Here is a 20084-nt window from a genome sequence, read left to right on the forward strand (position 1 = left end):
AAAATGAAACGAAACCATAAGGAAACACCGCTTTACAAAAAAATAGTGAATTTCACCAGCAAAAATCCGGTTTCGTTTCATGTTCCAGGTCATAAAAATGGTACGCTATTTCCTGAACATGCTAAAGGATTTTTTAACTCCATATTATCTATTGATATGACTGAGCTGACTGGGTTGGATGATTTACATGCCCCGGATGGCGTGATTGCAGAGTCTGAGGTACTCGCAGCAGATTACTTTGGTGCAGACCATACATTCTTTCTCGTTGGCGGTAGTACTGCTGGTAATTTAGCTATGATTCTTTCTGTTTGTTCCGACGGAGATAAAATAATTGTTCAACGTAATTGCCACAAATCCGTGATGAATGGACTAGAGCTTGCGGGTGCGAGGCCAATATTTGTTGCGCCACAGTTTGATACGATTGTCGATCGCTATACAAACCCAACTTTCGATTCTATGAAACAAGCAATCGATCATAATCCAGATGCAAAAGGAATTGTCTTAACTTATCCTGATTACTATGGGAAAACATATGCGATTAAAGCGATGATTGATTATGCGCATGACCATGATATTCCGGTATTAGTTGATGAAGCGCATGGTGTACATTTTTCAATAGGGGATCCTTTTCCACCATCCGCATTGGATTTAGGAGCCGACCTGGTTGTTCAGTCTGCACATAAAATGGCTTCAAGTATGACGATGAGCTCGTATTTACATATAAAAACCCCTTATGTTTCAAAACGACATATTGGCCATTATTTGCAAATGATTCAATCAAGCAGTCCATCTTATCCGCTTATGGCCTCACTTGATTTGGCTCGTTCGTTTTTAGCCACAAAAAGTCCGGCTGATATCGATGAAATTTTAAATAGTGTACAAGAAGTTCGATCCATTCTTTCTGTAAGCAATTTATGGGATGTTTTACCGATAACTGACCAGGATGATCCTTTAAAAATTACATTACATACTAAACCAGGACTATCAGGATTCTTAGTTGCTAAAGCCTTTGAAGATGAAAACATTTATCCAGAGTTAGCAACACACAACCAGGTTTTACTAATTCATGGACTTGCATATTTTCAAAGAATGGATTATTTGAGAAACTCGTTAAAAATAATTACGGAACAATTAAAAATAATGGACAACCATGCTACAATAGATGTAAGAAAGCTTTTTCCTAGACCAATAGAGGAATTAGCAATGGAATACAAGCAAATGAACAAGCATTTAACTTTCCGGGCATCGTTAGACCAAACAGTTGGGGCAATTGCTGCTGAATCTGTTATTCCTTATCCTCCAGGAGTACCTTTAATTTTGAAAGGAGAGCGGATAACAGCTAAGCACATAGCGCTACTGAAAGAACTCATTCAACAAGGTGCAAGGATGCAGAACGACGATATAGATAAGGGAATTCATATATATAAAGGGGAATAACCGTTGTGAGTGGATACTTTATTACGCTTGAAGGTGGAGAAGGCGCTGGTAAAACATCCATTCTTCAATCAATTGAACAAGAACTATTAGAAAAAGGGTTTGATGTTTTAGCGACTCGCGAACCTGGCGGGATTGAAATCGCAGAGGAAATCAGACATATAATTTTGGATCCGGAAAATACCGCAATGGATTCTCGGACAGAGGCATTGTTATATGCGGCAGCTAGAAGACAGCACTTAATGGAAAAAGTATTACCTGCATTAGAACAGGGCAAAATTGTATTGTGTGATCGGTTTATTGACAGTAGTCTAGCGTATCAAGGCTATGCTAGAGGTCTTGGTATCGAAGAAGTATTCACAATCAACCAATTTGCTATTCAAAATTGTATGCCTGATTTAACATTATTTTTTGATATTGAACCAAAAAAGGGATTAGAGCGTATCATCACGAATAAAGATAGAGAGAAGAACCGTTTAGACTTAGAAGAACTTTATTTTCATGAACAAGTATATGAGGCGTATCATTTACTTGTGAAAAAGTTCCCAAAACGAATTCAGGTCATTGATGCAGAACAATCAATGGAACAGGTAAAAATACAGGTCATGAAGAAGATTGAGCGTTTTATATCAAAATTATAAATCATAGGGAGGTTACATGATGAAGCTAATCATTGCAGTTGTTCAAGATAAGGATTCCAATCGATTGGTGGATGCTCTAGGTGATGAAAATTTTAAAACGACTAAACTTGCAACAACTGGAGGCTTTCTAAAGGAAGGAAATACAACGTTAATGATCGGTTGCCAAGATGAGTATTTAGACGAAGCCTTAGATGTTATTCGTGATAATTGCTCACAACGGGAACAAATGGTGGCACCTATTTCACCAATGGGTGGCAATGCCGATTCGTATATTCCGAAACCAGTACAAGTCGAGGTCGGTGGCGCAACTGTATTTGTTTTACCAATAGAATCATTCTTTCAATTTTAGAAAGAAAAGCGTAGGCGACTGGTCAGAAGCGGACGCATAAGCAAGGAACCGAAGAACGCAAGGGTTTAAGCGTTCGTAGTGTTCATTGCTTATGACGGCAGCTTCTAGGAGCCGAAGCTAGCCAAGAAAAGCGTAGGCGACTGGTCAGAAGCGGGTTTGCTCTGACAAGAAAAGCGCATGCAAAGGGGATAATCTGATGAAAATTAGTCAAGATCTCCGTTCGCAATTGGACGCAACTAACAAACAAACACGATCAACATTTGAGGGTAAGCAATCATTTGATGGGCTAGTGCAAACGCATTCGCATAAGCTAAAGGCACAAGAGCTCCAAGCTTTAATGAAGAGTATCACCGTTCAAGGTGATAAACTAGCGCGACTCCGCTCATTTAAGGATCTAGTAAAGTTTAAGCGAATGGTAAAAGGGTTTCTTCAGGAAACGATATATAATGGTCTCGACCTTAAGCAGTCACATAGCTTTGGGTTAGAAAGTCGTAACCAGAAACTATCAATCGTGAAGGAAATTGATGAAAAGCTAATTGAGTTGACAGAAGAACTGATGAATCAAGAAAAGAAAAACGTTGATTTGCTTGGGTTAATTGGAGAGATTAAGGGTTTATTAATCAATTTGTATACTTAGTTCGTTCAAAAGAGGATGGGAATCATGAAGAAATGGTCTGAAATAGCTGAAATTCAGCCTTTAGCAAGTAAAATATTGACAAACAGTATACAGAAAAGCCGTATTTCCCACGCGTACCTAATTCATGGAGAACGTGGAACAGGGAAAGAAGCGATTGCACGAATACTTGCGAAGGTTTTATTTTGTGAGAACAAAATAGATGCGGACCCTTGTGATAACTGTCTAACATGCAAACGAATTGACTCTGGTAATCACCCTGATGTTCATTGGATTGAACCTGATGGTCTATCAATTAAAAAAGAACAAATTGAAGATTTACAAAAAGAGTTTAAATATAGCGGGCTCGAGTCAGCACGAAAAGTATATATCATAAAAGATGCTGATACTTTAACTACTAATGCTGCAAATCGTATATTAAAATTTTTAGAAGAACCCAATATGGAAACCACTGCCATCATGCTAACTGAAAATAGCCAATCAATTCTGTCAACCATTCGTTCCCGATGTCAGGTGCTTGATTTACAGCCATTAAATCCTGACCAATTTCAAAGACAATTACTAGAATCTGGGGTGTTCGAAGGTAATGTAGCCCTTGTTAGTGCATTAACGAATAATATAGATGAAGCAATTGCTCTAAACGAGGATGAGTGGTTTGCACAGGCTAGAAAATTAGTGGTACAATTGGTAGAAATGTTTATCGTTAAACCTGAAGAAGTATACTTATATATTCATAACCAGTGGCTAGTCCACTTTAAAGAGCGAAAACAAATAGAGCAGGGACTTGACTTACTATTGTTAGCCTTTAAAGATATTCTTCATTACCATATTGAATACGAAAATTTAGTTCTATATCGTAAACAGGATGAAAAGGTAGAACAAGCAGCATTGTTTTTTTCGCAAGAGCAATTATTATCTATCTTGCAAAGTATTCTTCAGGCAAAACGAAAATTGAAGCAAAATGTTCATCAAACATTAGTGATGGAGCAGCTTACACTTCATATTCAGAGGTGATCTATATTGATTGAAGTTATTGGTGTCCGTTTTAAAAAAGCGGGTAAAATATATTATTTTGATCCAGGAGACCATGATATTATCCTAGATGGATATGTCATCGTTGAAACGGTTCGAGGTATAGAGTTTGGAAAAGTGGTTATTGCTAGTAAACAGGTCGACGAGGAAGATGTCGTTCTTCCACTTAAAAAAGTCCTTCGTTTGGCAGATGAAAAGGATAAGATGACAGTTGTTGAGAACCAGCAACAATCAGAAACCGCATTCCAAACATGTACCGAAAAGATTATTGAACATAAACTAGATATGAATCTAGTAGAGGTAGAATATACATTTGACCGAAATAAAATTATTTTTTATTTCACAGCAGATGGACGAGTTGATTTCCGTAATTTAGTTAAGGATTTGGCAGCATTATTCAAAACAAGAATTGAACTTCGCCAAATCGGTGTACGGGATGAAGCCAAAATGCTAGGTGGAATTGGCCCGTGCGGTCGTATGCTTTGTTGCTCAACGTTCTTAGGTGATTTTGAACCAGTCTCTATAAAAATGGCAAAAGATCAAAATCTATCTCTTAATCCAGCAAAGATTTCTGGGTTATGTGGGCGTTTGATGTGTTGCCTGAAATATGAAAATGACGATTATGAGACGGCGAAACGTAAGCTACCAGATTTAGGTGAAAAGGTTAAAACGCCATTTGGTAGAGGAAAAGTAGTTGGTATGAACATCCTTGAAAGAATCGTGCAAATCGAAATTCCTGAAAAAGAGCGTGTAATCGAATATACTTTAGATGAGCTAATTGATGAAGGAATAATCAAAGCGCAAGCCACAGAATAGTGGGGTGTATGATGGCGTGAACAAGCGAGAAGTGTTTGAGCAAGTATCAGATATGGAAAAGCGAATAGGCGAGCTATATGAGCAACTAGGTGATTTAAAGGATCATTTAGGTAATTTGCTTGAGGAAAATAATCGGCTTGCAATGGAGAATCATCATCTACGTAATCGTTTGGATGGAAATGAAGACCATGATGAGAAGGTTGATGATACCCATGATGCTGGGAGTGAAATCCCTGGAGAAGGGTATGATAATCTGGCAAGGCTGTATGATGAAGGTTTTCATATTTGTAATGTTCATTTTGGCAGTCCAAGGCAAGACGAAGATTGTCTGTTTTGTTTGATGTTTTTGAATAAGAATAAATAAGCTAGTTAAATCGGCTGTCTCGTTGTCTTTGATAAAGACAAGAAGAGGCAGCTTTTCTTACATAATTAATGGGAAGGATTATACATATGGTAGAGCTATTTGATGACGAGCGGCTTGACTATTTATTGAAAGAGGAGGATATGCAGATTATTCAAAGTCCAACTGTTTTCTCTTTTTCACTTGATGCCGTGTTACTTGCACATTTTACCTATGTTCCAATTAAGAAAGGTAAAATACTGGATTTATGTAGTGGGAACGGTATTATTCCACTCCTTTTATCGCGAAGATCACATGCCCATATTACAGGGGTAGAAATTCAGGAGCGGTTGCATGGAATGGCAACACGCAGTTTGCATTTAAATGGACTGAATGACCAAATCACTATGCTTCATGGGGATCTAACTGATATGCAGGATAAATTAGGGCATAGTACATTTGATGTTGTCACATGTAATCCACCCTATTTTAAAACACCTGCAACAACTGAACAAAATAAAAATGACTTTTTGACGATTGCCCGTCATGAAGTGTATTGCTCGTTAGAAGACGTGGTAAAAGCATGCAAGCTACATGTTCGTCCTGGCGGCAAGGTATCAATGGTTCACCGTCCAGGTAGACTTGTTGATATCCTTACATTATTCCGGAAATACAAGCTTGAACCGAAGCGAATGCAGCTGGTTTACCCAAAAAGGGGTCGCGATGCAAACATGCTGCTGGTGGAAGGGGTACGAGATGGAAAAGCAGACCTCACTATTTTACCTCCATTATATATTTATAATGAGGATAACACCTATACGACAGAGGCTGAGGAAATTATATATGGAAGAGAGTAGACATGTCGTTTATATTTTAAAATGTAAAGATTCAACACTGTACACGGGTTATACAAACAATCTAACACATAGGTTACACATGCATGAATGTGGAAAAGGCGCAAAATATACACGAGGTCGTGGGCCATTCCGTGTTGAATATGTCGAACGGTTTTCGACAAAAGAAGAAGCGTTGAAAAGGGAATATGCGATTAAGCAGCTTAAAAGAACTGAAAAAGAACACTTGATATCGTTGAACAAATAAGAGGTGGGACAGAATGAAAAGTCAAAAAAGCTTTGAATCAACTGAAAAAGGAACTGCATATATTGTTCCAACACCAATTGGGAACCTAGAAGATATTACCTACCGTGCATTGAAAGTATTACAATCAGCTTCATTAATTGCAGCAGAAGACACACGTAATACGAAAAAGTTACTGACGCATTTTGAAATCACCACATCTTTAATTAGCTATCATGAACATAATAAGGAATCACGTGGAGAGCAGTTACTAAATCGGTTGGAAAATGGTGAATCAATAGCTTTTGTAAGTGACGCAGGAATGCCTGGAATTTCTGATCCCGGATATGAAATGGTCCAATCAGCAATTGCGGAGTCTATTCCAGTGGTGGTTTTGCCTGGGGCTAATGCAGCGTTATGTGCACTGGTAGGCTCTGGATTACCAACGAGTGAATTTTTATTCTACGGATTTTTACCCAGAAAAAAGAAGGACAAGCTCAAGGAGCTTGAACGAATGAAATCCCTAACGGCGACCCTGTTATTTTATGAATCTCCCCATCGACTAAAAGAAACAGTCTCCGCTATCCATGAACAACTTGGTGATCGACAACTAACACTTGCTAGAGAATTAACAAAACGGTTTGAAGAATATATTCGTGGATCAATAAGTGAGATTATGGAATGGATTGAACAAACACAACTAAAAGGGGAATTTTGCATTGTTGTGGAGGGAAGTGAAGATACACCTTTATCACAAGAGGCGCTGTGGTGGAGCCATTTATCTGTATTAGAGCACGTAACACATTATATGGGTGAAGAAAATTTATCGAGTAAAGAAGCGATAAAAAAAGTAGCGATTGATCGTCAAATGCCAAAGCGTGAAGTCTACCAAACCTACCATATTGATGAATAAGAAAAGGAACTGACGTTAATTTAATTACGCGTCAATCCCTTTTGGCACATGGAGTTTATTAATCTTTTATACGCTAAAGCGTGTTTGTATTTCTTTGACTAATTCTTTTGCTCCCTCAGGACTGAGTGTCAATTTTCCATTAGCCAATGATAGATTACCATCGGAGGTTTCGCCAGTAATTTGACACGTCATGCTTGGCTTATACTTTTTAAGAACAATCCTGTCGGTATCAACATAGATTTCCAAGGCATCTTTCTCGTGAATATCAAGTGTTCGTCTAAGCTCAATTGGGATAACTACTCGACCAAGTTCATCAACTTTGCGGACAATTCCAGTAGACTTCATTTTTAATCTCCCTTCTGAAGGTAATAGACTTAAATTCGTCAATATTCGACATGTTTCTAGCAATATAGTACCAACCTTTTCCAAAAGTGTCAATTAATTTTAACCAAAAATAAAAATAAATGTGAAAATTTAGTCTTTAACTAAAAAGAATTATTAATTGTCGTTTTTTGGGGTTATAATGGTAACCATTATTCTATATTGGAAATCTTATGATAAAATCGCTACAATAGTAATAGTTTATCAATCGACGTGATGGAAATGGAAAGAGGAGGTAATTCCATGGCAAATGAAAAAAAGACATTCTATATTACAACACCGATTTATTACCCAAGTGGTAAATTACATATTGGTCACGCGTACTCAACGGTAGCTGGCGATGCAATAGCGCGGTATAAACGGATGCGCGGATACGATGTAATGTATTTAACCGGTACAGATGAACATGGACAAAAAATCCAACGTAAAGCAGAAGAAAAAGGGGTAACCCCGCAAGCGTATGTTGATGAAATTGTCGAAGGTATACAAGGACTATGGAAAAAACTAAAAGTGACAAATGATGACTTTATACGCACAACTGAGGATCGCCATAAACAAATTGTCGAGAAAATTTTCACTCAGCTCCTGGAACAGGGTGATATTTATTTAGATCAGTATGAGGGTTGGTATTGTACTTCAGATGAATCATTTTTCACTGAACGCCAATTAGAAGACGGACATTGTCCTGATTGTGGTGGGAAAGTTGAAAAAGTAAAAGAAGAATCCTATTTCTTTAAAATGAGTAAGTATGTTGATCGTCTAGTAAAGTATTACGATGAACATCCAGAGTTTATTCAACCAGAAAGTCGAAAAAATGAAATGTTAAACAACTTTATCAAACCGGGACTTGAAGATTTAGCTGTATCACGAACTTCCTTTGATTGGGGTGTTAAGGTTCCTAGCGATCCAAAGCATGTTATTTATGTTTGGATTGATGCATTGAGTAACTATATAACTGCCCTTGGCTATGGTACAGAGAATGATGAGAAGTTCCAAAAATATTGGCCAGCGGATGTACACTTAATGAGTAAGGAAATTGTTCGTTTTCATACGATTTATTGGCCAATCATGTTAATGGCACTAGACCTGCCGTTGCCTAAAAAGGTATTTGCACATGGTTGGATCTTAATGAAGGATGGAAAAATGTCGAAATCAAAAGGCAACGTTGTTGATCCAATCCAATTGACTGATCGATATGGCTTAGATGCATTGCGTTACTACTTGTTGCGGGAAGTGCCGTTTGGTTCTGATGGCGTATTTACGCCAGAAGGATTTGTGCAACGAACCAATTACGATCTGGCAAACGATTTAGGGAATTTATTGAACCGTACTGTAGCAATGATTGATAAATATTTTGACGGCTCAGTCCCAACATATAAAAAGGCTGAGACAGAAGTGGACGCAAGCCTGGAGAATTTTGTAACAGAAACAATTAAACAAGTAGAAGATTCACTTGAAAATATGCAGTTTTCAGTTGCACTTTCAGAATTATGGAAGCTTGTAAGCCGCACAAATAAATATATCGATGAGACGGAGCCGTGGGTTTTAGCTAAAGAAGATTCTAAAAAAGAACGTCTTGGTAATGTGATGGCACATTTAGCTGATTCACTTCGCATTATTGGTGTAATGCTACAACCATTTTTAACAGAAGCACCTAATGAGATATTCCGTCAATTAGGCGTATCGGATGATAATCTGAAAGAATGGGATAGTATTCATGAGCTTGGTCAGATTAAAGATGGATCGCATGTTACAAAAGGCGAACCAATTTTCCCACGATTAGATGTGGAAGAAGAAGTACAGACCATTAAAGCTATGATGCAGAACCCAACAGCGACAAAAGAAGAACCAGAGGCTGAAGAAGCGGATGCAAAAGATCTTATTGCGTATGACGATTTCATGAAGCTTGATATGCGTGTTGCTGAAGTTTTAAAAGCTGAAAAAATGAAAAAGGCTGATAAATTATTAAAGCTGCAACTTGATTTAGGCGGTGAAAAACGTCAAGTAGTGTCTGGACTTGCAGAACACTACAATCCTGAGGTTTTAGTGGGCAAGAAGGTTATTTGCGTAACAAACCTAAAACCAGTTAAATTACGTGGTGAAATGTCTGAAGGAATGATTTTATCTGGTGAGGATGCTGATGGAAAGTTAGCTCTTGCAACAGTTGAACAAACACTTCCAAACGGATCAGTTGTAAAGTAAATAATACAAAGTCTGGCCTTTACTAATAGAGGTCAGGCTTTTATCTATAAAAGGAGTAATAATATGCTATTTGATACGCATGTCCATTTAAATGCAAGACAATTTGAAGAAGATAGAGAAGAAGTCATAAAGCGAGCGTTTGATGCTGGTGTCACACAAATGGTCGTAGTTGGATTTGATAGGGAAACCATTCCACTTGCAATTGAAATAGCTGAACAACATGATACAATCTATGCTGCAGTTGGCTGGCATCCGGTAGATGCAATTGATATGACTGAGGGTGATTTAGCTTGGATTGAGGAGCTATCTGCCCATCCAAAAGTGGTTGCCATTGGCGAAATGGGGCTTGATTACCACTGGGATAAATCACCAAAAGACATACAAAAGGAAGTATTTCGAAAGCAAATCCGGCTGGCTAAAAAAATAAATATGCCAATCATTATCCATAACCGTGAGGCAACGGAGGATATAATCGAAATTTTGCAGGAAGAAAGCGCAAAAGAAATTGGTGGTATCATGCATTGCTATAACGATAGCGTTGCCTATTTACAAGCATGCTTAGATATGAATTTTTATATATCACTTGGCGGTCCAGTGACATTTAAAAACGCTACTGACCCTAAAGAGGTAGCAGTTGAAGTTCCGCTCGATCGTATACTTGTGGAAACAGATGCGCCATTTCTTGCTCCACATCCGAATCGTGGAAAACGAAATGAACCAAGTTATGTAACATTAGTAGCTGAAAAAATAGCTGAATTACGGCGGATTTCGGTTGAAGAATTAAGTGAAATTACAACGGAAAATGCACGTAGATTTTTTCAAATATGATAAGAAATTGTAATAAAACAAGCTAATTCTACCTATTTTGGGGAGACGGGATATAATGCCTGTCTCTTTTTTTATGAAATTATCGATTTACGTAATCCCTTGACTAGACTGTAATCGCGGGGGAAAATCATGCTTTAAAAATTACAGGGTTATTTTTTGTAACTCAATTGTAAAGAAACCGTAACCCTATGTATTTTGACTTAACATACAACTGTTTATATAATCAAAGTCGATATAAAGGAGGCAAGAAGCATGAAGGTAATTTCAAAGCTATTGCCGGCATCGAAAATGAAGCTGGTTATTTCGAGTATTGGTATTTTAGCACTTGTTATTTTTTCAACTTTAGTGGTAATGGAAGCTACTAAAGCAGAAGTAGTCGTAATGAACGATGGGGAAAAAGAAACAGTGACAACACATGCGAATACAGTAGATGAACTGCTTAACGAAGTAGGAATAATTGTTGATCAACACGATGCAATTTCACATACAGGCGATACAGAAATCAAGGATGGCATGAAGATTACATACAAGCAATCGACACAAGTAACAGTTACGATTGACGGACATAAAAAAGAATATTATACATTTGCTGAAACAATTGGTGCATTTTTAAATGAAAACAATCTAACTTTATCCAATCATGACGAGGTATCACATAAACCAGAAGACAAGATTGTAGATGGTCTTGAGCTAAGGATTCAGAAGGCATTCAAAGTTGTAGTGAATGTTGCTGGAAAAGAGAAGAAATTCTGGACTACAGGTGGAACGGTAGAGCAATTATTAAATTCTAATAACATCAAATTGAATGATCCAGATAAAATGAACGTTAATTTGAAGGATCAGGTAAATCCAGATAAACCAATTAACATTGTTCGAGTAGATAAGACTGAGGTTGAGGTAGAAGAAGCTGTTGCCTTTGAAACAGAGCGAAAAGAAGATGGTTCACTTGCTAAAGGTGAGGAACGGGTAGTTGCTGAAGGAAAAGAAGGAACGGTTGTCAAAACCTATAAAGTGATTAAGGAAAATGGTAAAGAAGTTAGTAGAAAATTAATTCATGAAGAAGTAATTGAGGAAAGTAAAGCTAGAGTAATTGCAATTGGTACAAAAGAACAACAAACTGATCTTGTAACTTTAGCTAGTACTGAGAAAAAAGAACCAGAAGCAAACGGAAAAGTTTTATATATGTCTGCTAGTGCATATACGGCAAATTGCTCGGGATGCTCAGGCTACACAGCAACCGGAATAAACTTAAACGCTAATCCAGGTGCGAATGTAATTGCAGTAGATCCTAGTGTTATTCCGCTAGGTACGCATGTATATATTCAAGGATATGGTGAATATGTTGCTGCCGACACGGGTGGACACATTCATGGAAAACGTATTGATATGCATTTTGCAAGCAGAGATGCTGCATTAGCATTTGGCAGGCGTACTGTTAAAGTTACCATTTTAAATTAATACATGATATAAATGCTCTTGCCATGATAAAATGGTAAGAGTATATTTTTTTGCATGGAAGAAAAGTTCAAAGGATATCAGTTTAAGATTAACTTAACTATTTGAATACCAGGTTTTTCTTTAAAACCCCTGAAAAGAGGAATTTATATTGACGATCAAAGAAATTATCGTTGTCGAGGGGCGAGACGATACAGCAAAAATTCGCCTTGCTGTTGATGCCGATACAATTGAAACGAATGGATCAGCAATAAATCAAACTACATTAAAGCAGATTCAGCATGCACAAGCGAAGCGTGGGGTAATTATTTTTACTGATCCGGATTATCCAGGGCAACGCATTCGTAACATCATTAATGAGCATGTGCCTGGCTGTAAGCACGCATTTTTAACACGGGATGATGCACGTGCAAAAAATAATAAAGGGATCGGAATTGAGCATGCCTCTATTGAGTCGATTCAAAAAGCATTACAGGATGTTTATGAGTTAAAGGAATTCTATGAAAGTGATATCTGTAAAGAGGATTTAGTTGAATATGGTTTAATTGGTGGACCTAGAGCAAGCTATAGAAGAAAGAGACTGAATGAATTATTACAAATCGGGCATACAAACGGTAAACAGCTGCTTAAACGATTAACCATGTTTCAAATTACACACAATCAGTTTGAACAAGCAATTCAACAAGTACTTCAGGAGGAAAATAATGAGCGCGAATAACTATATTGCTACACCAAAGCGGACGAAGGAAATTTTGGCTAACTATAAGTTTTTCTTCAAAAAAAGCTTGGGACAAAATTTTATTATTGATGCAAATATATTGAAAAATATAATTGATCACACTGGAATAGATAAAGATTCAGGTGTAATTGAGATTGGACCAGGTATCGGGGCATTAACCGAACAATTAGGCCTGCACGCAAAAAAGGTCCTAGCCTTTGAAATTGATCAGCGCTTACTTCCCATTTTAGGGGACACATTAGACCAATACGAGAATATCCAGTTCATCCATCAGGATATATTACAAGCAGACGTTAAAGCATCAATAAGGGATAATTTTAGTGAGGACCAAGACGTTCATATTGTTGCAAATTTACCCTATTACATTACGACACCTATTTTAACAAAACTATTGCAAGAGAAATTACCTGTAGAAAGTATAACCGTTATGATTCAAAAAGAGGTAGCGGAACGGATGGCGGCAAAACCAAGTACTAAAGCCTATGGTTCTTTAACAATTGCTATTCAATACTACACAATGGCTGAAGTTGTTATGCATGTACCAAAGAGTGTGTTTATGCCACAGCCTAACGTTGATTCAGCAGTTCTGAAATTAACCATACGTGAAAAGCCGCCTGTCTATGTTGCTAACGAGAAATACTTTTTCTCCATGGTACAAGCTTGCTTTAGTCAACGCAGAAAAACACTTCGAAATAACCTAACAAACTATTTGAGTGGGGAATACGATAAAGAAACCATCTCCATGATGTTAGACAACATAGGAATTGATGGGATGAGGCGAGGGGAGTCCTTAAACATGGAGGAATTTGCCACATTGGCCAATACCTTTTATGAAGCGAAGCAGCATTAATAGAACGCTATTACCTTATTTTGGGTAATGGCTTTTTTCTTGTCTAGCGTTTACGACTTCTCGAGCACTAAGCCTGTGTGCTCTTCGGTCTCTTTCTTACGCATTTCACCGCTAAGCAGTCGCCTCCGCTTTTTTTGCACATACCCAGTCTTTTTACATAGGTTATGGTATATGAATGCTTTCAGATAGCTTGAGGGCTGTGAGGTGGCATAATGGACTTGATAACAGGTGATATCGTTTCCCGGATTTCATATAAACATGATTTATTATTTCGTATTTCTTCTATATCAAAGGATCTCGCTACGTTACACGGGAAGGATCTACGATTAGAAGTGGACGCACCACTCAGCGACCTTGTTCGTGTGGAAGAAAGAGATTTAGTTAAAAAACGTGAAAAAGAAAAAGAAGAAGAAGAGTTTTCCTATCGGTTATTTCGTCAGGATTATCAATTTATGAAAGAAAAGCGAGAATACCAAGCAACAGATGGTTTCCATCATGAATCATCCTATTTTCACTTACCTGCAAAAGTATTGCATATTGATGGAGATCGAAATTATTTAAAAAAGTGTATTGAGCTATATCAACGTATTGGATTACAAGTGCATGGTGTTTATATAAATGAAAAGGATATGCCACTGGAAATTGGACCGTTAATTGAAAAAATACGCCCGGATATTATTGTCATCACTGGTCATGATTCCTTTTCAAAAAACAAAGGAACGAGAAGTGATCTACGTGCATATCGTCACTCTAAATATTTCGTTGAAACAGTTAGAGAAGCAAGACAAATCTTCCCTCAATTAGATCAACTTGTAATTTTTGCAGGGGCATGTCAATCCCACTTTGAATCACTTATACGAGCGGGTGCTAATTATGCTAGCTCGCCTTCCCGAATTAACATACATGCACTTGATCCTGTTTATATAGCAGCAAAAATTGCATACACCCCTTTTATGGAAAAAGTAAGTGTATGGGATGTATTGCGCAATACATTAACCGGTGAAAAAGGCATGGGAGGATTAGAAACACGTGGTCTCCTCCGTACCGGTATGCCATATCTAGAAGAATCATCCGATGAGTAAATGAAGTGTGTAGATTTTCTAGTTAATTAGAGGGTCTACATTCCTCAATTTTTTATCCAATAAAAACCTTTTTAGGAACAAAACTTGGAAACCAACCTATATTTTTTCAATTTCTATACATATTTTTCAACTTTTTTGAAATAATAAAGCAAAACGTGGTTTTAGTTGTTGACATGAAAAAAGATATATTGTTATAATATAAAGTTTTACTTGACCGCTAATACAAGCACGTGCTATAATATAGGAAGTGAGGTGGAGTGTATTGGCTAAAACATTAATAGAGATTAAGCAAGGTCTTGAAGGTCACATTGGTAAACGATTAAGATTGAAAGCCAACGGTGGAAGAAGGAAAACAATTGAACGATGCGGGATTCTGGCAGAAACCTATCCTTCTGTTTTCATAGTTGAGCTTGATCAAGACGAAAACTCATTCGAACGTGTTTCATACAGCTATGCAGACGTTTTAACAGAAACAGTTGAACTAAGCTTCCAACAAGATGATAGAACAACAGCAATGGTTATGGAGCAGTAAACATTTGTTTACTGCTTCTTTTTGTATACGTTTATATTTTCACCTAGTTCAAAGTTATATTCCATAAAATATTTCCTTTTTTGTATACATATAACGGGTGTATGTTGTGTTTAAAAGCACATGCTAAGGTTGTCGTAACAAGGATGCTCAAGTAGAAAGGGGTTGTTCTTTCATGGGAAGACGACGGAGTATGATGTCTGATCAATTGAAAGAAGAAATTGCTAAAGAGTTAGGCTTTTACGACACCGTACAGCAGGAAGGCTGGGGCGGCATTAAATCAAGAGATGCAGGGAACATGGTGAAAAGAGCAATTGAAATGGCCGAGCAAGGTATGCAACAAAAAGGCGAACCCTAATGGGTTTGTCTTTTTTCGCTAATATAGAGTTAATTTCAACCATTTTTTACTAATGAAAAACAGGTATTTAGAATTAATTTTAGAACAAAATATGTATAAATAGGTCTTTATACTCATTTTATCAGTCAGAAACCTTGATGTGGCTGATTTTAACATTTTTGTTAACATAAAAAACATGCAAGACTGTTTGAAAAATTGTATAATTTTAATTGCGTGTTTTTTTCATTTAGAGGAAATACACAAAATCAAAAAGGGGAGTTATTACAACATGAAATTTTCGAAATTTTCATTGCTGTTAGCAATTGCATTATTGTTAAGCGTTTTCATGGTCGCGTGTTCAAGTGGTGATGATAGCGGATCAGAATCAAGTGGCGGCGAAACCGATGGCAAGCAAGTACTTAATTTAACGAATGGGGATACAATTCCTTCCATGGACTCTTCGTTAGCTGCCGATGAATATGGTTTTCAATTCTTAGGTGCAACAACAGAAGGTCTTTATCGTCTGGGTAAGGATGCAAAAATTGTTGATGGTATTGCAACAGAACATAAAGTAAGTGAAGATGCATTAACTTGGACGTTTACATTACGTGAGGACGCTGTTTGGTCAAATGGTGACCCAGTAACAGCACACGATTTCGTATATGCATGGCGCCGAGCAATCAATCCTGATACTGGATCTGAATATGGTCCATACATGATGAATGGTGTTATCAAAAACGCAACAGAAATTAATAGTGGCGAAATGCCTGTTAAAGAATTAGGTGTAAAGGCTAAGGATGATTATACTTTAGTTGTATCACTTGAAAAGCCAATCCCATACTTTGAATCACTGACTACTTTCGGTACATTTTTACCGTTAAATCAAGAGTTTGTTGAATCAAAAGGTGATAAACATGGTACAAGCTCTGATACATTGTTGTCAAATGGGCCATTTAAACTTACCGATTGGACAAGTACTGCTACATCTTGGAATCTTGTGAAAAATGAAGATTACTGGGATGCAGAAACAGTTTCCTTAGATAAAATTACTTTTGATGTGGTTAAGGATCCACAAGTAGCTGTAGATTTATATGAAAAAGGTAAAGTAGATCGTGCTGGTCTTTCTGCAGACCTTGTAGACAGATATGCATCACACGATGATTATACTGTAACACCAGAAGCGTCTGTATTTTATTTGAAATTTAACCAGACTACTTCTGAAGCATTAGCTAACAAAAACATTCGTAAAGCGATTAGTCGCGCATTTGATAAACAGGCTTTAGTGGATGAAATCTTAAATAATGGTTCAATTGTAGCAACTGGTTTAATTCCTAAAAACTTCGCACCAATGCCAGAGTCTGGTGAAGACTTCCGTGAGGTTAGTGGAGATTTAGTAACATATGATCCTGAAAAAGCGAAAGAGCTTTGGAAAAAAGGCTTAGAGGAAATTGGCAAAGAAAAAGTTGAAATTGAATTCTTAGCTGGTGACGGTGAAACATCTAAAAATATGAACGAATACCTTGCAAATCAATTAGAAACTAACCTTCCAGGTCTAAAGGTTACCTTGAAGCAAGTTCCGTTTGAACAACGATTGACTTTAAGCGAAAATATGGAATATCAATTACAATTTTATGGTTGGGGACCAGATTATCTTGACCCTTATACCTTCTTAAATATGTATGTAACAGATAGCCAATATAACAAAATGGGATATTCAAGCAAAAAGTATGATGAACTAATGAAGAAAACAGCAACTGATTATGTGCTTGACCCTGTTAAGCGTTATAACGCGTTTTTAGAAGCAGAAAAGTTACTACTTGAAGATGCTGCAATTGCACCTATTTACCAAAGTGCACGTGCAGAGTTAATTAAACCTTATGTAGAGGGTGTTATCAGCAACCCATTTGGACCAACATATGAATGGAAATGGGCTTCTATAAGTAAATAATTAATTTTGTTTTAAATAATCCATGACAGTCATCCAAACTGTCATGGGTTATTTTTTCTTAGAAGGTTTACTTAGCGTTCTTTTATTAGAAAAGCACAAGCGCCTTGGTCAGCCCCGACAAGTTTAAGACGAATCTCTTAGTGATGATTTTTATCACAAAGAGATTTGACTTAAAACCTCGAGGGGCTAGGCGCTGGAGCTGGATATGGCTTTGCATGGTGACCAAAATATTTAATGCACATTTTATACTTTCCTTACAGGTAATAAAACTTAAGCATGTCGCTAACCAGTCGCCTTCGTTTTTCTGTCTAGCTGCGCGGGCTAGCGACTCGAGACATAGTCAATAGACACTCCAAGCACGGAAGCCCTTGTGCTTTACGGTCTCTTGACTATGCTTGTTGTCGCTATGCAAGCCCACTACGCTTTTTTTCTGTCCAGCTGTGGCTCTTAGCGACTAGCAAATAGTTAGTCCTGATGAATGTACGTAAAGTTCAACGTACCTTCACATGCCTATCTATTTGTACGTCGCTAAGCAGTCGCCTTCGCTATTCTAATATGATACAATTTGTTTAGATTTGTGAGGTGGTGGTTGATATGGTGTTTTTTGAGAATGCTCCGGCAAAAATTACGTTGTCGGTAGATGTCCTAGGTAAGCGTGTTGATGGTTATCATGACGTGGAAATGGTAATGACTACGGTCGATTTAGCTGATCGTGTTGCGTTAACCTCATTAGAGGTTGATTATATTGATGTCTCTGCAGATAATCAATATGTACCGAACGACGAACGAAACCTGGCATATAAAGCCGCACTTGCTCTTAAAAACAAATACCATATCACACGCGGTGTACGGATTGATATTGAAAAGAATATTCCTGTTTCTGCGGGATTAGGTGGGGGCAGTAGTGATGCTGCCGCTGTGCTACGTGGTCTGAACAAATTATGGGATCTGGATATTCCGCTGTCAGAATTGGCCGATCTTGGTGCCAGTATTGGTTCTGATGTTCCTTTTTGCGTGTATGGATCAACAGCTCTTGCTAGTGGGCGGGGGGAAATTATCGAGGAACTTTCGCCTCCACCAGTAACTTGGGCGATTTTGGCCAAGCCTAATATTGGAGTGTCTACACGAGTGATTTTTAATCAGTTAACATTAGAAAATTTACCCCATCCTAATACAAAAAGAATATTGGAAGCCATTAACCAGCAAGATTTTTACAAGCTTTGCGATCACGTAGGTAATGTTTTAGAAACCGTTACAACCTCGCTATATCCTAATGTTCAACGAATAAAAGAAAAAATGGTCCAAGCTGGATCCAAAGGGGTTCTTATGAGCGGAAGTGGCCCCACTGTTGTCGGTCTTGTTGAACACCAGCATAAAGCAATTCGGATTTATAATGGTCTTCGAGGATTTTGTGATGAAGTTTATGTCGTTCGTATCATCGGTTATTCTACCACTTGCTAAAACACGTATAAAAATGATATATTTAATAGTAAATATTCGGTTTTTAGAGGTGTCGACATGAGAAGAAGTGATAGGTTAGTTGCTTTAACAAATTATTTTTTAGAAAATCCTAGGGAACATATATCATTGCCTTATTTTTCAAAGCAATTTAATGCGGCGAAATCTTCTATCAGTGAGGATTTAGATATTATAGATAGAGTTTTTTCAGATGAAGGAATCGGACGATTAGAAACGATTGCTGGTGCTGCTGGTGGAGTGAAATACATTCCGGATTATGCTTTGGATAAAAGTAAGCAATTCATTGATGATTTATGTGAAACGCTAGAAGACTCTGAGCGTTTACTGCCAGGTGGATATCTTTATATGAGTGATATATTAGGGAATCCAACATTGGTTAAACAAATTGGTCGTATCTTTGCATCACAATTTTCAGGGTCTAATATTGAAGCTGTTGTAACAGTTGCGACAAAAGGAATACCATTAGCATACGCAGTAGCTTCATTTTTGAACGTTCCAGTTGTAATTGTCAGGCGGGATCCAATGGTTACAGAAGGTTCTTCAGTTAGTATTAATTATGTTTCTGGTTCGTCTAGGAAAATACAGACGATGGTTCTTCCGAAAAGAAGCTTAAAGGAAGGTGCGAACGTTTGTATTATCGATGATTTCATGAAGGCGGGCGGAACGATTAATGGTATGGTCAGTCTGCTTGCAGAAATTAATGCTAATGTTAAAGGTATTGGAGTCTTAGTAGAAGCAGACGATGAAGAAGATGAACGTGTGGTTGAAAATTATTTATCATTAGTAAAAATTACCCACGTGGACTTGAAAAGAAAACAAATTGATGTTAGCCCTGGTAATTTTCAGGCTAAATAGGGTCAAAAGATAAAATCTTTCTATCAAGGTTTTATCTTTTTTCTATGGGTAAAAAGCTGAATTTGATGAAAATCTTCTATGTTTTCCTACTTTTTAATTAAATTTTTAATTTTTTTTAATTTTAAGCAGGAATCAGCCATGTTTTGTAGAATTATTAAGTTAA

Annotated in this window: 22 protein-coding genes; 21 read left to right on the forward strand and 1 reads right to left on the reverse strand. The window is 37.4% G+C overall.

The window, feature by feature from the left end:
- The first annotated feature begins 3 nt into the window (after positions 1-3).
- From LG329_RS10460 to rsmI, 10 genes are all read left to right on the forward strand, one after another.
- On the forward strand, positions 4-1437 hold the full coding sequence (locus LG329_RS10460) for an aminotransferase class I/II-fold pyridoxal phosphate-dependent enzyme (protein WP_404450778.1): 1434 nt from the start codon (positions 4-6) through the stop codon (positions 1435-1437).
- Positions 1438-1442: 5 nt separating this feature from the next.
- The gene (gene tmk / locus LG329_RS10465) at positions 1443-2075 is read left to right on the forward strand and encodes a dTMP kinase (RefSeq protein ID WP_404450779.1); all 633 of its coding nucleotides are present in this window, start codon (positions 1443-1445) and stop codon (positions 2073-2075) included.
- 19 nt (positions 2076-2094) lie between these two features.
- Entirely contained in the window at positions 2095-2424 is a 330-nt protein-coding gene (locus LG329_RS10470) for a cyclic-di-AMP receptor (RefSeq protein WP_404450781.1), read from the forward strand.
- Between the two features lie 196 nt (positions 2425-2620).
- On the forward strand, positions 2621-3061 hold the full coding sequence (locus tag LG329_RS10475; protein ID WP_404450783.1) for a YaaR family protein: 441 nt from the start codon (positions 2621-2623) through the stop codon (positions 3059-3061).
- Positions 3062-3085: 24 nt separating this feature from the next.
- A complete protein-coding gene (gene holB / locus LG329_RS10480; protein WP_404450784.1) occupies positions 3086-4072 on the forward strand; it encodes a DNA polymerase III subunit delta' in 987 nt (328 codons plus the stop codon).
- A 6-nt stretch (positions 4073-4078) separates the two neighbouring features.
- Positions 4079-4906 carry a stage 0 sporulation family protein gene (locus tag LG329_RS10485; protein ID WP_404450785.1) on the forward strand — a complete coding sequence of 276 codons (828 nt, stop codon included), beginning with the start codon at positions 4079-4081 and terminating at the stop codon, positions 4904-4906.
- A gap of 16 nt (positions 4907-4922) precedes the next feature.
- Positions 4923-5270: a DNA replication initiation control protein YabA gene (yabA, locus tag LG329_RS10490; RefSeq protein ID WP_404450786.1), complete on the forward strand. Its 348-nt coding sequence runs from the start codon at positions 4923-4925 to the stop codon at positions 5268-5270.
- An 86-nt stretch (positions 5271-5356) separates the two neighbouring features.
- On the forward strand, positions 5357-6103 hold the full coding sequence (locus LG329_RS10495) for a tRNA1(Val) (adenine(37)-N6)-methyltransferase (RefSeq protein WP_404450787.1): 747 nt from the start codon (positions 5357-5359) through the stop codon (positions 6101-6103).
- Positions 6090-6347, forward strand: coding sequence for a GIY-YIG nuclease family protein (locus LG329_RS10500; RefSeq protein WP_404450788.1), 258 nt, complete (start codon positions 6090-6092; stop codon positions 6345-6347). Before LG329_RS10495 ends, LG329_RS10500 begins: the two co-directional genes overlap by 14 nt.
- 13 nt (positions 6348-6360) lie before the next feature.
- Positions 6361-7236, forward strand: coding sequence for a 16S rRNA (cytidine(1402)-2'-O)-methyltransferase (rsmI, locus tag LG329_RS10505; RefSeq protein WP_404450789.1), 876 nt, complete (start codon positions 6361-6363; stop codon positions 7234-7236).
- A 66-nt stretch (positions 7237-7302) separates the two neighbouring features.
- On the opposite strand, the gene LG329_RS10510 is transcribed toward rsmI, so the two are convergent.
- A complete protein-coding gene (locus LG329_RS10510) occupies positions 7303-7581 on the reverse strand; it encodes an AbrB/MazE/SpoVT family DNA-binding domain-containing protein (RefSeq protein ID WP_404450790.1) in 279 nt (92 codons plus the stop codon).
- A 279-nt stretch (positions 7582-7860) separates the two neighbouring features.
- Here LG329_RS10510 and metG point away from each other — a divergent pair, with 279 nt between their 5' ends.
- The 11 genes from metG to purR all read left to right on the forward strand — a co-directional run bounded on the left by metG (position 7861) and on the right by purR (position 19921).
- On the forward strand, positions 7861-9819 hold the full coding sequence (gene metG, locus LG329_RS10515; protein ID WP_404450791.1) for a methionine--tRNA ligase: 1959 nt from the start codon (positions 7861-7863) through the stop codon (positions 9817-9819).
- Between the two features lie 63 nt (positions 9820-9882).
- Positions 9883-10647, forward strand: a complete 765-nt coding sequence (locus LG329_RS10520) for a TatD family hydrolase (protein ID WP_404450792.1) — start codon at positions 9883-9885, stop codon at positions 10645-10647.
- A 252-nt stretch (positions 10648-10899) separates the two neighbouring features.
- The gene (locus tag LG329_RS10525) at positions 10900-12105 is read left to right on the forward strand and encodes a ubiquitin-like domain-containing protein (RefSeq protein WP_404450793.1); all 1206 of its coding nucleotides are present in this window, start codon (positions 10900-10902) and stop codon (positions 12103-12105) included.
- A gap of 148 nt (positions 12106-12253) precedes the next feature.
- Positions 12254-12820 carry a ribonuclease M5 gene (rnmV, locus tag LG329_RS10530; protein WP_404450794.1) on the forward strand — a complete coding sequence of 189 codons (567 nt, stop codon included), beginning with the start codon at positions 12254-12256 and terminating at the stop codon, positions 12818-12820.
- Positions 12807-13691: a 16S rRNA (adenine(1518)-N(6)/adenine(1519)-N(6))-dimethyltransferase RsmA gene (rsmA, locus tag LG329_RS10535; RefSeq protein WP_404450795.1), complete on the forward strand. Its 885-nt coding sequence runs from the start codon at positions 12807-12809 to the stop codon at positions 13689-13691. Before rnmV ends, rsmA begins: the two co-directional genes overlap by 14 nt.
- Before the next feature lie 212 nt (positions 13692-13903).
- On the forward strand, positions 13904-14773 hold the full coding sequence (yabG, locus tag LG329_RS10540) for a sporulation peptidase YabG (RefSeq protein WP_404450796.1): 870 nt from the start codon (positions 13904-13906) through the stop codon (positions 14771-14773).
- 262 nt (positions 14774-15035) lie between these two features.
- The gene (veg, locus tag LG329_RS10545) at positions 15036-15305 is read left to right on the forward strand and encodes a biofilm formation stimulator Veg (protein ID WP_404450797.1); all 270 of its coding nucleotides are present in this window, start codon (positions 15036-15038) and stop codon (positions 15303-15305) included.
- A gap of 172 nt (positions 15306-15477) precedes the next feature.
- Positions 15478-15660: a small, acid-soluble spore protein, alpha/beta type gene (locus LG329_RS10550; RefSeq protein ID WP_404450798.1), complete on the forward strand. Its 183-nt coding sequence runs from the start codon at positions 15478-15480 to the stop codon at positions 15658-15660.
- 268 nt (positions 15661-15928) lie between these two features.
- Positions 15929-17587: a peptide ABC transporter substrate-binding protein gene (locus tag LG329_RS10555; protein ID WP_404450800.1), complete on the forward strand. Its 1659-nt coding sequence runs from the start codon at positions 15929-15931 to the stop codon at positions 17585-17587.
- 594 nt (positions 17588-18181) lie between these two features.
- Complete coding sequence (ispE, locus tag LG329_RS10560) at positions 18182-19048, forward strand: 4-(cytidine 5'-diphospho)-2-C-methyl-D-erythritol kinase (protein WP_404450801.1); 867 nt, start codon at positions 18182-18184, stop codon at positions 19046-19048.
- A 57-nt stretch (positions 19049-19105) separates the two neighbouring features.
- On the forward strand, positions 19106-19921 hold the full coding sequence (purR, locus tag LG329_RS10565) for a pur operon repressor (protein ID WP_404450802.1): 816 nt from the start codon (positions 19106-19108) through the stop codon (positions 19919-19921).
- Positions 19922-20084 lie beyond the last annotated feature (163 nt).

The organism is Virgibacillus necropolis, assembly GCF_044793635.1.
Taxonomy (GTDB): domain Bacteria; phylum Bacillota; class Bacilli; order Bacillales; family Amphibacillaceae; genus Virgibacillus_F; species Virgibacillus_F necropolis_A.

Coding starts and splice junctions, on each gene's coding strand:
- LG329_RS10460 (WP_404450778.1), top strand. CDS start 4: ATGAAACGAAACCATAAGGAAACACCGCTTTACAAAAAAATAGTGAAT.
- LG329_RS10470 (WP_404450781.1), top strand. CDS start 2,095: ATGAAGCTAATCATTGCAGTTGTTCAAGATAAGGATTCCAATCGATTG.
- LG329_RS10475 (WP_404450783.1), top strand. CDS start 2,621: ATGAAAATTAGTCAAGATCTCCGTTCGCAATTGGACGCAACTAACAAA.
- holB (WP_404450784.1), top strand. CDS start 3,086: ATGAAGAAATGGTCTGAAATAGCTGAAATTCAGCCTTTAGCAAGTAAA.
- LG329_RS10495 (WP_404450787.1), top strand. CDS start 5,357: ATGGTAGAGCTATTTGATGACGAGCGGCTTGACTATTTATTGAAAGAG.
- LG329_RS10500 (WP_404450788.1), top strand. CDS start 6,090: ATGGAAGAGAGTAGACATGTCGTTTATATTTTAAAATGTAAAGATTCA.
- rsmI (WP_404450789.1), top strand. CDS start 6,361: ATGAAAAGTCAAAAAAGCTTTGAATCAACTGAAAAAGGAACTGCATAT.
- LG329_RS10510 (WP_404450790.1), bottom strand. CDS start 7,581: ATGAAGTCTACTGGAATTGTCCGCAAAGTTGATGAACTTGGTCGAGTA.
- metG (WP_404450791.1), top strand. CDS start 7,861: ATGGCAAATGAAAAAAAGACATTCTATATTACAACACCGATTTATTAC.
- LG329_RS10520 (WP_404450792.1), top strand. CDS start 9,883: ATGCTATTTGATACGCATGTCCATTTAAATGCAAGACAATTTGAAGAA.
- LG329_RS10525 (WP_404450793.1), top strand. CDS start 10,900: ATGAAGGTAATTTCAAAGCTATTGCCGGCATCGAAAATGAAGCTGGTT.
- rsmA (WP_404450795.1), top strand. CDS start 12,807: ATGAGCGCGAATAACTATATTGCTACACCAAAGCGGACGAAGGAAATT.
- yabG (WP_404450796.1), top strand. CDS start 13,904: ATGGACTTGATAACAGGTGATATCGTTTCCCGGATTTCATATAAACAT.
- LG329_RS10550 (WP_404450798.1), top strand. CDS start 15,478: ATGGGAAGACGACGGAGTATGATGTCTGATCAATTGAAAGAAGAAATT.
- LG329_RS10555 (WP_404450800.1), top strand. CDS start 15,929: ATGAAATTTTCGAAATTTTCATTGCTGTTAGCAATTGCATTATTGTTA.
- ispE (WP_404450801.1), top strand. CDS start 18,182: ATGGTGTTTTTTGAGAATGCTCCGGCAAAAATTACGTTGTCGGTAGAT.
- purR (WP_404450802.1), top strand. CDS start 19,106: ATGAGAAGAAGTGATAGGTTAGTTGCTTTAACAAATTATTTTTTAGAA.